General features: G+C 56.5%; 13 protein-coding genes. 2 read left to right on the top strand and 11 right to left on the bottom strand.

Annotation, left to right across the window (positions count from 1 at the left end; translation table 11 throughout):
- The first annotated feature begins 54 nt into the window (after positions 1-54).
- Positions 55-1,662 (top strand): ATP-dependent acyl-CoA ligase, encoded by a 1,608-nt coding sequence (locus HQN82_RS23845; protein ID WP_173616132.1) that lies wholly within the window; start codon positions 55-57, stop codon positions 1,660-1,662.
- 1,055 nt (positions 1,663-2,717) lie between these two features.
- Positions 2,718-2,855 carry a hypothetical protein gene (locus tag HQN82_RS23840; protein WP_173616051.1) on the top strand — a complete coding sequence of 46 codons (138 nt, stop codon included), beginning with the start codon at positions 2,718-2,720 and terminating at the stop codon, positions 2,853-2,855.
- Between the two features lie 31 nt (positions 2,856-2,886).
- On the opposite strand, the gene tnpC is transcribed toward HQN82_RS23840, so the two are convergent.
- From tnpC to HQN82_RS23785, 11 genes are all read right to left on the bottom strand, one after another.
- The gene (gene tnpC, locus HQN82_RS23835; RefSeq protein ID WP_173616131.1) at positions 2,887-4,524 is read right to left on the bottom strand and encodes an IS66 family transposase; all 1,638 of its coding nucleotides are present in this window, start codon (positions 4,522-4,524) and stop codon (positions 2,887-2,889) included.
- A gap of 59 nt (positions 4,525-4,583) precedes the next feature.
- Positions 4,584-4,934 (bottom strand): IS66 family insertion sequence element accessory protein TnpB, encoded by a 351-nt coding sequence (gene tnpB / locus HQN82_RS23830; protein WP_010009780.1) that lies wholly within the window; start codon positions 4,932-4,934, stop codon positions 4,584-4,586.
- A complete protein-coding gene (gene tnpA / locus HQN82_RS25780) occupies positions 4,931-5,335 on the bottom strand; it encodes an IS66-like element accessory protein TnpA (protein WP_173616130.1) in 405 nt (134 codons plus the stop codon). The genes tnpB and tnpA overlap by 4 nt, the downstream gene beginning before the upstream one ends.
- Before the next feature lie 192 nt (positions 5,336-5,527).
- Positions 5,528-6,472, bottom strand: coding sequence for an MBL fold metallo-hydrolase (locus HQN82_RS23820; protein WP_173616129.1), 945 nt, complete (start codon positions 6,470-6,472; stop codon positions 5,528-5,530).
- The gene (locus HQN82_RS23815) at positions 6,469-7,665 is read right to left on the bottom strand and encodes an ABC transporter substrate-binding protein (protein WP_173616128.1); all 1,197 of its coding nucleotides are present in this window, start codon (positions 7,663-7,665) and stop codon (positions 6,469-6,471) included. Before HQN82_RS23815 ends, HQN82_RS23820 begins: the two co-directional genes overlap by 4 nt.
- A gap of 161 nt (positions 7,666-7,826) precedes the next feature.
- On the bottom strand, positions 7,827-9,263 hold the full coding sequence (locus HQN82_RS23810) for an NAD-dependent succinate-semialdehyde dehydrogenase (RefSeq protein WP_173616392.1): 1,437 nt from the start codon (positions 9,261-9,263) through the stop codon (positions 7,827-7,829).
- A gap of 209 nt (positions 9,264-9,472) precedes the next feature.
- Complete coding sequence (locus tag HQN82_RS23805) at positions 9,473-10,378, bottom strand: alpha/beta hydrolase (RefSeq protein ID WP_234904964.1); 906 nt, start codon at positions 10,376-10,378, stop codon at positions 9,473-9,475.
- A gap of 40 nt (positions 10,379-10,418) precedes the next feature.
- Positions 10,419-11,225: an aspartate dehydrogenase gene (locus HQN82_RS23800; protein WP_173616127.1), complete on the bottom strand. Its 807-nt coding sequence runs from the start codon at positions 11,223-11,225 to the stop codon at positions 10,419-10,421.
- On the bottom strand, positions 11,212-11,913 hold the full coding sequence (locus tag HQN82_RS23795) for an ABC transporter ATP-binding protein (protein ID WP_173616126.1): 702 nt from the start codon (positions 11,911-11,913) through the stop codon (positions 11,212-11,214). The genes HQN82_RS23800 and HQN82_RS23795 overlap by 14 nt, the downstream gene beginning before the upstream one ends.
- Positions 11,907-12,662 (bottom strand): ABC transporter ATP-binding protein, encoded by a 756-nt coding sequence (locus HQN82_RS23790; protein ID WP_173616125.1) that lies wholly within the window; start codon positions 12,660-12,662, stop codon positions 11,907-11,909. Before HQN82_RS23790 ends, HQN82_RS23795 begins: the two co-directional genes overlap by 7 nt.
- On the bottom strand, positions 12,659-13,660 hold the full coding sequence (locus HQN82_RS23785) for a branched-chain amino acid ABC transporter permease (RefSeq protein WP_173616124.1): 1,002 nt from the start codon (positions 13,658-13,660) through the stop codon (positions 12,659-12,661). Before HQN82_RS23785 ends, HQN82_RS23790 begins: the two co-directional genes overlap by 4 nt.
- Between the last annotated feature and the right edge of the window lies 1 nt (position 13,661).

The raw sequence follows: 13,661 nt of genomic DNA, 5'->3' as shown, positions 1-13,661 counted from the left end.
TGAACCCAACTATGGTTTTTTTAACTCTACAATTGAAATGGATAAGGAATAAGCATGACGAGCGCGTTCGATCCGATAATCGAGTTTTCACCTTCCCTAAGGACCGTTCCAGCTCTTCTGGAGCGGCAGGTCATACGGCACCCAGACTGCACGCTCTTCTCATGCCAAGGAACGAACTGGACTTTCCGTGAAGCCTTGGAACAAGCCACTTGTTATGCCAGTACCTTTATTTCAGCTGGGGTAAAGAAGGGCGATCGAGTTGCGGTTATTTGCTCTAACCGTCCGGAGTTCATGTCGGTGTTTCTCGGATGTGCCTGGATGGGTGCTGTCTCGGTTCCAATAAATACAGCCTCCCGCGGTTTTCAGTTGCAGCATATCCTATCCAACTCGAAGTCGGAACTTCTGGTCATTGAAGAACAGTTCCTAACAGCGCTTGACGGCATTGATTTCAGCAAACTCGACGTGAAACTTATTTGGGTTGTTGGCAAGACGGATGAACAAAGTTGGCCAGCAATTCCGATTCAAATAACGGATTTTCCAAAGGCAGGAGAAGCTGCTGCGCCCGCCTCAATCGGACCCGGTGATCCGCTTACGATCCTTTACACCTCCGGGACGACGGGTCTCTCCAAAGGCGTGATTTGTCCTCACGGACAATTCTTCTGGTGGGGTGTTTATACTGGCCGACAACTAGGCGTGAAAGAAGGGGATATTCTGCATACCCCTCTACCGCTGTTTCACACAAATGCGTTGAATTCTTTCTTTCAAGCGTTGATCCACGGCTCTACACAAGTGGTCGAAGCGAAGTTTTCCGTGTCGCAGTTTTGGCCCGTTATGGCCGCTTCGGGTGCGACAGTAACCTATCTGTTAGGCGCAATGGTCCCGATGCTGCTGTCGAAGCCTGCGACCGACACGGAACGAAATCACTCGATCAGGGTCGCTCTGGCGCCCGGTGTACCGCAGCATGCGAGTGAGGAGTTTCATCGGCGAACGGGCATCATCCTTCTCGAAGGATACGGTACTACCGAGAGCAACGCAGTCATCGGCTCGACGACGGAAAACAGGAAAGCCGGATGGGTTGGTTGTTTGGTCGACGGCTTTGAAGCAATGATCGTGGACGATGAGGACAATCCTCTACCAGACGGTCACGCGGGCGAACTCTTGCTGCGGGCTCGCGAGCCTCATTCGATGTCTCAAGGCTATTATGGAATGCCGGAAAAGACCGTCGAGGTTTGGCGCAACCTTTGGCTTCATACAGGCGACCGCATGGTTCGAGACACGGATGGCTTCTATCGTTTCGTTGACCGCATGAAAGATGCCATACGGCGGCGCGGCGAGAACATTTCTTCATATGAGGTCGAACAGGTCCTGATCGCACATCCAGCCGTTGCGATCGCCGCGGTTTTTCCGGTTGCTTCCGAACTCGCAGAGGATGAAGTCATGGCCGCTATCGTATTGCGTGAAGGCCACATGCCGAGCCAAGAGGAAATCGTACGCTTCTGCGAGGGAAAGATGTCTTACTTTGCGATACCGCGGTTCATAGATTTTCTTGACGATATGCCAAGGACCGAAAACGGGAAGGTGCAAAAATTCAGGCTTCGTGAACGCGGCCGAAGTGAAAATACATGGGATAGAGAAGCAGCTGGCATGATTTTGCGCCGTTAGAGCGGTTACCAAGCGCGATCCGACGAGGTTACTCGATGAATTCCGGTGTCAGGGCACGACCACCCTACGTTATTTCGACACTGCTAGCATCCCCATTGATAGCTTCATGGTCGATCGTCCGGCGTCATTTCGATAGCCGCACGCACCAACCATGACAACCGCTTGGTAGCGCCACTCGCACCTTTGGTGCCGGAACGATCAACTCGGAGGAGGATAGCATCTTTTTCAAGTTCTTAGCCGCGGCGGGCATTGTTCTGGTTTCCAGAACTGCTTTGGATTAGCAGCGGTCAGAACTCATTGTGCACTCCTAGCAGGTCATGAAAGGTCCACGGCTTACACTTCAGGGACCTCAACGGGACTGGACAGCTCGATGTCTACGACGATTGGCGCAATTCCCTGACAGCCGCGCTGCCGATCTTTGACCCAGATGACGCTGAAAGAGAAATGGCCGGCTCGATGGTGCAGGGCACGGCGCCCTCACTCGGAGAGGGCGCAAATCTCGATAGATGCAGCGGATACGACCTGGATGGTGTATGGTCGCTGATCGATAGGCCGAAGTCACGGCATTTATCACCACAATGTCCGGATCACCGGATCAGTTCGCCGAATAAAACAACCGCATGCAGGCGTTGCCGGGGGGTCACGCCCTTCATCTGTGCAGCGATCGGCACACACCCGCGTAAGTCGTTCCAATAACGCCGCTCTCATGAAAGAATTCACCGATCGCATTCATCAGGGATATCTCGCGGTAGGCATCTGACAGGCTCTCTCACCGCAGATCGACTTGGCAAGCGAGCCCCAGTGGCCGCGTCACGGGCACGTCCGGCGAAAACCTTGGACTCAGCGTGGTTACGGCCGAGGCCTATGTCGACAACGTTCAGCATGGCGAGAACGGACTATGGTAGCAAAGCGTCACCTCCGTTGCCAGACATTGGGGAGGTGATAGCGCAGCCAGCAAAAGCCGGCTTCGACGGCCATAGTTCGTATCTATCCGGCGTAGGCCGCACCGCTTATGATTTTGGCTGGTCTGCCATGATGCGTTCGATCCTTTCCGGATGGCATTGCTCGTCTATGAGGAACTGCCGGACACCGCCCTCCCATGTGCGGATGTCGGCGAGGAATTCCTTCAGGCTCTCGACGCCCCGGTCGGTGAATGTGGTGATGCCCTCTTCGCTGCCGTCACAGCGACGTAGCCGATCGTGTAGACGTGCGTCGGGCGGCCCATCAGGCGGCCATCTGTCGGCCGCTACCAGCGGCGGACCAGTTCCAAGGCAGCAGTTCCGGCAGTCGTGATACGGGAATGTTGGGCATGCGGGCGAGGATGTCCGCCAACCAGGCTTGCGGATCGATATCGTTCATCTTAGCCGTGACGATCAGGGAATACATGAACGCAGCACGCTCGCCGCCGCGCTGGGAGCCAGCGAATAGCCATGCTTTTCTTCCCAGAGCGATCCCGCGCAGGGCTCGCTCTGCCGCATTGTTCGACATGCAGAGGCTGCCATCGTTGAGGAACCGGGTGAAGGCTTCCCAGCGCCCGTCCTTCTCGAACATGTAGTTGATCGCCTTGGCGACGGGATTGTGCTTCGACATCGGGGAGCGCTGGGCCATGAGCCAGTCGTGCAGGTCCTCGACAAGCGGACGAGTGTGCTGTTGTCGGGCAGCTAATCGTTCCTCTGCGGATTTACCGTTTATGTTACGCTCGATCTCGAAGAACGCGTCGATGCGGGCCACTGCTTCAAGCGCGACAGGCGATATCTCATGGGCAGGTTTGCCTTTGCGCACGTTTCCGGCGATGTCAGCCAGCTCGAAGAACTTCCGTCGCGCGTGGCTCCAGCAGAGCGCGCTGATCACCGCCGCGGGGCGGCGGTCCGCGCGATAAAGATCGTTGTAGCCGCCATAGGCATCCGCCTGCAGTATGCCGTGCCATCCGGCAAGATGCGTGTTGGGATGGGTCTTTTCCCGATCCGGCGAGAAGTAGAAGAGTGCCGCAGGAGGCGCATCACCCGCGAAGGGACGATCATCGCGAACGTAGGTCCATAACCTTGCCTGCTTCGTTGCGCCCTTGGCCAGCAGCGGCACGGTAGTGTCGTCGCCATGAAGCCGCCCGGCAGCCAGCACATGGGCGCGGATCAGATCATGAATGGGCTGCAGCGCCGTTGCGCAGGCTCCAACCTGGTCGGCCAGTGTAGAGAGGCTGAGATCGACGCCCTCTCTGGCGTAGCGCTCAGCTTGGCGGTTCAATGGTTGATGCTGGCCGAACTTCTCGAACAGGATAGTCGCGAGCAAGTTCGGTCCCGCCCATCCGCGTGGCGTCGCATGGAAAGGTGCCGGTGGCTGGCTGATCTTCTCGCAGTCCCGGCAGGTGAACTTCTCGCGCACCGTCTGGATCACCTTCCACTGGCGCGGGATCACCTCCAGCGTCTCGGTGATATCCTCGCCCATCTTAACGATCCGGGCCGAGCCGCAGCAGTTGCAGGTCAAGGGTGCCTTGATGATCAGCCGTTCGCGCGGCAGGTGCTCGGGAAACGGCTTGCGGACCGGGCGGCGGCGTTCAAAGGCTGGAACTTGCACAACCTCAGCCGCCACGCGTTCCGCGGCGATCTCGTCCTCGGTGGTGTCGGCCTCAAGTTCTTCGAGCTGCAATTCCATCTGGTCGATCAGCCGGGCGCGTCGTTCCGAACTCTGACCATATTGCTCGCGACGTAACTTGGCGATCTCGAGCTTGAGGTGCCGGATCATTGCCTCGGACGTCGTCACGATGGCTCGCACCTGAGCGAGATCAGCCTCGGCGGATGCGGCACGCGCCTCCGATGCCGCAAGCGCGGCCCGTAACCTGGCTATCTCCGAAGCAGCGTCGTCCATGGCCGAAAGTTACCATGCCGCTTGTCAAAAGCCCAACAAAAACAGAGGAATGTTCGCGATCAGCCTGCCGTTGCAGGTCGCTGCGTCCAGCGTGGATTACGCCAGTCGATCCCTTCCAGAAGATAGCCGAGTTGAGCCGCCGACACCGGCACGGCGGAGCCATTCTGGCTAACCGGCCAGATGAACTTGCCTGCCTCCAGGCGCTTCAGGTAGAGCGACATGCCGACGCCGTCATGCCACAGAACCTTGATCAGGTCACCTTTGCGACCTCGAAAGCAGAAGACCTCGCCGCCATGGGGATCGCGGCCAAGCCCCTGTTGCACCTTCAACGCCAGGCTGTTCATGCCACAACGCATGTCCGTCACACCGCCCGCAATCCACACCTTCACCCCGGGCGGAAAGGCGATCATGACGCGTCCAGAACCGGCAACAGCCGAGCAAGGATAGTTGGATCAAGCGAAGCCCGGATCGTCAGGCGACGACCGTTCGGCAAGCCGATCTCGATCATACTGTCGTCTTCAGGCCGCCGCGGGCCCATCTCGAAAGATGCCGCCGGCGGTGGCGAAATCGAAAGCGGCACGAAGCCCGTTGACGCGGAAACGTGCAGAAGTCCGCTTCGGTATTCCCGACGCCAACGGGTCAACAGTGACCGCGACAATCCATAACGCCGCGCCGTTACCGAACCCTGCCGAAAGCCTTGCAGGCTTTCCTCGACGATCCGAACCTTCTCTTCGTCCGACCAATCCCGCCGGCGACCAACATCGTCGACAGACAAAAGCTCAATGGGGGAAATCACTGTAGTGCATGACATAAGCCATGGACTTAGAGCTAATCACCAAGTCAAGACAGACGGCCTTCGCCGCAGGCATACCATAGTTCTTACGGCAAGCATACCTCTTCTTCAGCTGTGATTTAGATCATCATCTTGTTCCGTTCGAGGGTGCATTAGACGCCAATGTCGCCGGTGCCACATATTCGATCCAGAGGATCCATGCGGAGGTCCTCATGCCTCTTGCACGCCGAGAGGCTCTATTTCGTAGCCCGTTGCTTCATTTCGCTTGATTCGACTGAAGGCGGGGGTTGGAAAGTGGTATGGTGCGATGACCCAATCATTGCGCGCACAGGTCTCAAGTAGTTCGATGCGTGTCTGGACCGATTCCTCTGGATTTATGCAAAAGTTCGATGCTGGTACATTGTTGGATAACTGGACAGGATGATGGATCGCGTCCGCTGTGAAGACGATTGTTTGATTTCCGCTGCTCAAGATCAGACCGATCATTCCGGGAGTGTGCCCAGGCAACGCGATCGTTTGAAGCCCGGCGAACATCTCACCTGGTTGCACCGTCAAATATCCGGGACCGTCGATGATCGGCATGACGCTGTCTTCCCAGGCGCCGTGGAGCAGATCCGACGAACTGGAAGCCGCCCGAGCTTTGACCAGCATTGCCTCAAGTTCTAGTGCCGGCGTAACATAAACCGCCGCAGGAAACGTCGGCCGCCACACCCCGCTAGCATCAATAATTGTGTTCCAGCCGACATGGTCGGCATGTAAATGGGTGTTGACCACGAAGTTAATGTCGATCGTACTTAACCCAAGACCTTCCAGAATGGCGAGAAGAGGACCTCTTAGCCTATCCCATGCAGGCCGGTCAGCACGGTGCTTACCACTTCCGATCCCTGTATCTATCAAAATATTTCCAGCACGGGATTGGACAAGATAGATATTGAAGCTTAGCGATAGTGTATCGGCAGATCCGCTTTCTGTGATGTTCATCGAAGAGGCGGGATTCGGCCCTTTCGCCGAGAGTTGCATTTCACCTATGAGCTGATCGCGCCTCCATTGGACAGGACCGAGATCCGGAATGCATGTTACAAGCGTCTCGTCTTCAAGTACGAGTTGTTCGAGGCTGAGATCTGAACCCTTAATTCGAATTTGGTTATGCCTCATAATGCGGGCTCGAGCTTACATTTATCAGCAAACACATCCCCATACATCTCGGCAATCTTCTCTTTCGTCACCAAGCGATAGCCGCCCTTTCCATCACTCTCGACGCGCATAGCGTACCAGTCTTGAATCGGATGCTGATTCTTGCCAAAGGCAAACTTGCCTCGAACGGAGGGGAAATCGGCCTGCAACATCGCGGAGCGAAACTTTCGGATGTCTTTAAAATCAACGCCGGCATGGGACAGCGCCGCGCCAATCGCCTGCGCCGTATCATAGCCCTGCGCTGCATACATGGTTGGCGTCCGACCGTACTCGCCCTCAAAGGCGGCAGCAAATTGCCTGTTGGCTTCGTTATCCAGATCGACGTTCCACGAACCGGAGACATTGAGGCCTTCTGCAACTCCGCCAAGAGAACGCAGGATGGCATGATCCATGGATGGTTCAGCTACCACCATTGGTATTTCATTCAAAAGCCCCGATTGCTGGTATTGACGAAGAAATGCAATTCCCAATGCGCCGGGATGGAACTGGAACACCACATCCGGTTTGACCGACCTTATTCGCGCCATTTCTGCCGCGAAATCGATCTGGTCCAAGCTTGTATAGACCTCGTCCACTATCTGCCCACCGAAAGTGCGCCGAAAGCCCTCGACGGCGTCCTTTCCCGCCTGGAAATTCGGGGCGAGCACCATGGCTCGCTTAAAGCCAAGAGCCCGTGCATTGCTTCCAGCGCTGCCCTGCATGCTGTCAGTCAACCAAGACATAACGAAATAGTTCGCATTGCAGTGAGCGCCGGCAAATTCGGTGGGCCCCGCGTTAGGGCTAATGACAATCTTGCCAGCGTCGATAACTTCAGGGATGATAGCCGAAGCTACGTTCGAGAAAATCATGCCCGTTATGATATCGACCTGCTCATCATACAGGAACCGGTCCGCCAACTGGCGTCCTGTTGATGGTTTCAGTCCGTCGTCGGCAATAACCATATCGACTTTTTTGCCACCGAGCAGACCATTACCCTGTTTAACGGCGAGATCGAACCCATCGCGCACGTCTTGACCGAGATATCCCGCGGCGCCGGTCAAGGTCGTAATAAATCCGATTTTAACCGTGTCGGCGGCATGAGCCTGATTCGCGCCGCCGAGAGCAGACGACACCACAATAGCTGCTGCGACACGTTTCAATTTAGAAAGCTGCATCCGTTTTAGTTCCCCATACGACCATCATGGTGAAAAAACCAAGTAAATTAAACACCCACAGGCCGCGACGCATAACGTGCCGATCCATTACCCGTGGGCGGAACGCAGGACTGACAGTCCCGCTCGCGGCATCTCGGGTATCAAATAGCAACGGGATTACTCTAGAGGCTAATCGCCAAGCGATGCGAGACGTTCTTGACAACTGTATAGTGGTGCAAGCCCTCGGCTCCGCCCTCGCGGCCCAACCCACTGTCCTTAATCCCACCAAATGGTGTTTCGGCGACCGATGCTTCGAGCGTATTGATCGAGACGTTTCCAGCCTCCAGGCCCGACATCAGACGATCCACATTTTTCGCGGAGTTCGCGAAGCCATATGCGGCAAGGCCAAAAGGAAGTGAGTTCGCTTTTTCGATGGCCGCGTCGATGGACGGCACGGGATTGATCAAGGCGAGTGGGCCAAAAGGTTCTTCCGACATCGCACGGGCATCGTCAGGCAATTCCGCCAGGGCCGTCGGTGGGAAGAAATAACCGTTGTTCTTTAGACGGTGGCCACCGAAAAGCAACTTAGCGCCCTTGCCTTCCGCATCGCTTACCAACTCTTCCAGCGCCGCAATGCGACGATCATTGGCAACAGGACCCATTTGCACTCCTTCATCCAGACCATTACCGACACGGATTGACTGTGCCGTTTCGATGAATGCCGCCGTGAAACGCGCATAATGAGCTTCATGAACAAAGAAACGCGTCGGCGAGGTGCATACCTGGCCCGAGTTGCGGTACTTCCTGCGTGCCGATGCGATGCCCGCCGCGACCGGATCAGCGTCCTCGCAAACAATGACTGGAGCGTGACCACCCAGCTCCATGAGAGCGGGCTTCATGTGACGCGCGGCGATCTCGGTCAAGTGCTTGCCGACAACTGTTGACCCCGTGAACGCGATAGCCCGGATTTCAGTGCTTGGGATGAGGAACTGCGAAATGTCTGCCGGAACCCCGAAAACCAGGTTCAGCACACCGGGTGGCAGACCCACATCCTCAAATGCGCGCGCAATATGCGTAACTGCAGTGGGTGTTTCTTCAGACGCCTTAAGAATAATGGAGCAACCGGCGGCGAGAGCGCCAGCGATCTTGCGCGCGGGTTGGCTCATTGGAAAATTCCATGGTGCGAAAGCCGCGACGGGGCCTATAGGCTCATGCACAACAATGTAGCGAAGGCCGGGAGCGCTCGGAATGACCCGGCCATAGAAGCGTGTGCACTCCCCCGCGTCCCATTCGAAGAATTCGCATCCTCGAATGACTTCCAGCCGCGCCTCGGATATCGGTTTCCCGTTTTCGAGCGTAATCGCGCGTGCGATCTCTTCCTGCCGCTCGCGCATAAGCGCCGCCGCTTTCATGATGATATCGGCACGTGCCGCGGGCGCAGTATTGCGCCATACCTGATACCCGCTCCAGGCAGCCTGTAATGCAGCCTCAAGATCCCCGCGTCCCGCTACTGAGACCCGCCCAATCTCGGTTTCATCCGCGGGATTGATGATTGGAAGGGTGTCGACGGTCTTGCGCCATTCACCGCCTATGAAAAGCTGCACGTTGGATTTCTTCATCACGATGCCTTGCCTCTGTAATCTATGAACCTGGACGAGCCCAGATTGTCGCCAAGCACACATGTAACGTTTCAACTCATGTGGCAATTCATACTTTAACTATAAATCTATGTGCTTTAGCGCATGAATTGCCTGGTGCACTCGCATTTCCGCGACCGAAACTGTCAGCCTAACCGAGGGCGCGACCGCCTAGTTCTCTTTGAAAACTGTCAACCGACGGAGAGAATGCCAGTAAGCAAAGCTTGCGACATTTCGGTTTTCGACGAGCACCAGTCCATCAGGATGTTGTAGTGGTTCCGGTCCGCGACCTCGAGTTCCGTCACCCTTCCACCAGCAGCAATCCAGCAGTCGGCAAAAGCGCGCGACTGGCGCTTGAAGCCGTCCGCTTCCTGATCTGACCATGCCACGGTTATCGGACAGCCAAGTGCTGGAATGTGGCGTATTGGACTAAGTTGATCGACCTCGGCAGGACTAAGATTGAGCCACTCCTGCGGGAACGTTGCAGCCACGGGGCCGAGTTCAAAAAGCCCACTAACGAGCATGGCGAACTTTACCACATCCTTTGGCAAACCCAACTCGCCCTGCCACCTCTCGGAGAGAAGCGTAGCCGCAAGGTGACCTCCAGCGGAGCTTCCTCCGACCGTAATCCGGTCGGGATCAAGACCATACTTCGACCCGTGAAGCCAAACGAAGGCTAGAGCGGCGCGCACCTCCCGTGCGATTTCGGCGAGTGAAACATCAGGTGCCAGCCGATAATCAACGACGACTGTGGCAATGCCTTCGCGCGCAAGCATTCCTGCCATCATGGCGGAATCCTCCTTGGATAGAGCCCGCCAGTACCCACCGTGGATGAATATGAAAACCGGATTTAGCCCACCGCCTGACGAGGGGCCGAAGATATCGATCCTTTGACCGCTTTCTTCGTCATAGACCAAGTCAAAATGCCGCCCCCAATGAGCCCGAGGTTCGACACTGGCTTGGCGGTAGCGTTGCATTTCGGCGGCAAAGGCTTTTGTCGAAACGGTAGCCTTGGCATTGTAATCACGATAGAGATCAGCGGATGCGAAATCTGCTTGTTCAGCCAGATGCCGGATGTGGTGTTCGTTGTTGCGCATGTCTTGAATCCCAGGCGATCCCCGCAACGGGGAGGTTGTCCTAAACTGCGGTAGTGGCGATCCGGTTTTCTATCAGGCGGACAAGATTAAGCGCCGTCATTTCCGATGATTTGGGATTGGTGGCGAGTGGTCCATTCTCGAAACGAAGGTGCATTCTGCCGAAATCGCCTTCTGCTATGATCTCATGCGTATTCAAACGCGCTTTTGGATCTGCGACCAATGAAACAATTGTGTGATCGAGCCCTATCCCAGCAAGCGAGGTAATCACAGCGACATTGGCATTTTGCGGGAAGGTGTCCGCGGCCTCACGGGCGGTATCCGTGAAGAAGGTGGTAGCGTCCGTGATTTCATCGAGTTGTATTAGCTGGGCGGCTTGCGTACCTGCCCATGCCTTCGGAGGTTTGATAATGCGGTGTTCGACGCGTGCAATCGGGAGACGGCTAGCCGCCGACAGCGCGTCTATCCCGCCAAGCGCGCCGGGCGGGATAATCAGTTTCGCGCCGCTGATCGCCGCGATGTCTTTCAGCCTTGTAAAGATCGCATCATCGACGAAAGCTGATGTTGATGAAACGGCGAAATCCATTCCTGCGCGAAGCGCTGCTTCGCCCCATGCCAGGACACTTGGGCGACCCGCCGCTTCCACCACGAGCCCTGCACCAGTTGCCGCGAGTTCCGCGGGATCTTCTATCAGTGCGGCACCGGGAGGCAATCCATCCCGCGAGGCCGACCGGTCGCGCACCGCCACGGCAACTATCTTCACGGCCCCCTTCCGCTCAGTGAGAAGCTCTGCGACCCGCTTGCCGATAGCGCCCCATCCAACGAGAACAATTGTCTCAGATCCCGACATAGGCGTGCACCTTCTCGCGATCGTTTTCGAGATCGGCGCTCGTGCCGCGCCAAACCGTTCGGCCCTTCTCGACGATATAATGACGATCCGCCAGCTTCTTTAAAACGGCGATATTCTTGTCAATCAGAAGGATCGACTGGCCCATTTCGCGCAATTCCGTGATGCAGCGCCAAATTTCGGCACGGATGACGGGCGCAAGCCCTTCCGTCGCCTCATCAAGGATCAAAAGGTGCGGATTAGTCATCAATGCGCGCCCAATGGCCAGCATTTGCTGTTCGCCACCTGAAAGCGTGCCCGCCGTCTGGTTCGCGCGCTCCTGCATGCGCGGAAAGAGCGCATATATCTTGCCGAGATCCCACGGCGACTGCCGCCTACAGCGGTTCGAAGCAGTTGCGACCAGATTTTCCCGCACGGTCAAAGTCGGGAAAATCTGCCGTCCTTCCGGCACAAGGCCGACACCAAGACGTGCGACATTTTCAGGGCTGTAGCTGGTCGTGTCACGGCCCGCTATCTGGACGCGCCCTCCTTCGGGGGCGATTAGACCCATTAATGTGCGAATAGTGGTGGTCTTGCCCATGCCGTTGCGGCCCATGAGAGTGACAAGTTCGCCCTGATTTACTTCAAGCGAAATGTCGAACAATACCTGTGAATGACCGTAAGCGGCCTGCAGTCCTTCGATCTTTAGCACAGCTCCTCCTCTCCACCGAGATAAGCTTCCCGTACAGTTTCGCTCGCCCGTATGTCTTCGACCGTGCCCGTTAGGATGACGCGGCCATAAACCAGGACTGATATGCGGTCGGCCAGCGCGAACACTGCCTCCATGTCATGCTCGACAAGCAGCATCGAAACCTTGCCGCGCAAGCCCTGAAGAAGCTCGATCATATCCTGACTTTCGGCAGGGCCCAGGCCGGCCATCGGCTCGTCGAGGAGTAGAAGCTTCGGCTTTCCGGCAAGCGCCATCAGCAACTCCAACTGCTTGCGCCCACCACTCGACAGATCGCCTGCGAGTTGTTCCGGGTGACGTGCCAGCCGGCTTCCCGCAAGGATTTCGTCGGCCTCTCGCCAGAGAGCCGTACGGCCTCTCAGACTGTCGAGGACCCGGAAATTGTGTCCATCCCGCGCCTGCACCGCCATTGCGATATTCTGGCGCACAGTCATATCATTCAGGAGCGTCGATATCTGGAACGTGCGTCCCAAGCCGCGCCCGACTCGTATCGCGGGGGGCATGTTGGTCACATCCTCTCCCATCAGGCTGATCGTCCCAGAGGTAGATGTTAGCTCACCGCACAGCTGGTTGATAAGTGTAGACTTTCCGGCCCCATTGGGTCCGATTAGGGCATGGATGTGTCCTTCCGTTACGTCGAGCGTCACTTGATCCGTAGCAATTAGCCCGGCGAAGCGCTTCACCAGATCGCGAACCTGCAAGATCGCCGTCATGCGGTCACCTCCACCTTGCCGTCTTTATGCAACTGACGCCAAAGCGCTCGCCAACCGCCAACAATTCCGCCTTTGGTCCCCAAAACAAGAACAAGCAGAATGAACCCCATGGCGAGTTGCCAATGCTCCGTCCAGGAGGAGAGATAATTCTGCAGGATCAGGAATGCCGCCGCCCCCCAGATAGGGCCGAAGAAAGTGCCGACCCCTCCCAGAATGACCATCACCATCAATTCACCCGATTTTGTCCAGTGCAGCGTATCAGGGCTCGCGAACCGCATGAAAATGGTTAGGAGCGCTCCTGCGAGGCCCGCGCCCATCCCTGAAAGCACAAAGCCGTAAAGCTTGTAGCGATAAGTTGCGATTCCCATCGCTGTCATGCGTCGCTCGCTCTGGCGAATACCTGACAGCACTGCGCCATAGGACGAATGTACAACCCGCCACAAGAAGCTGAAATACAGGATCATCGAGACGAGGATGACATAATACATCGTCGTCTTGTCCCGCAGGCTGAGGCCGAGAAGATCATTAGCCTGGCGGACAATAATCCCGTCTTCGCCGCCGTAGGTCTTCAGTGAAACGAAAAGGAAAAAGAGCATCTGCGCAAAAGCGAGTGTAATCATGATGAACGACACATCCGACGTGCGCAGCGCCAGTGCTCCAATCACCAATGCCACAAGGCCGGCTACCAGAATTGCAGCCGGGACAGTGATCAGGAATTGATCGGAGCCCGGAATCAAACCGAATACCAGCGAACCTTCTGCATGGTGAAAATAGAGAATGCCCACGACGTATGAGCCGATCCCAAAGAACGCAGCATGACCAAACGATACCATCCCGCCGTAGCCGAGGATGAGATTGAGGCTGGCTGCTGCGATTGCATAGATCATGATCCTGGCGACTAGACTTGACGCCGCTGTCTGCCCTATCGCTTCGGCGCCGAATGGAAATAGCGCAAGCGTCACGCAGCAGAGAAGTACCAATAAAAAGCGATAAGGCATG

This window comes from Agrobacterium pusense (genome assembly GCF_013285525.1).
GTDB classification, from domain to species: Bacteria; Pseudomonadota; Alphaproteobacteria; order Rhizobiales; family Rhizobiaceae; genus Agrobacterium; species Agrobacterium pusense.
The sequence above is the reverse complement of the archived record's forward strand: the minus strand, read 5'-3'. Positions and strand labels throughout refer to the sequence as shown.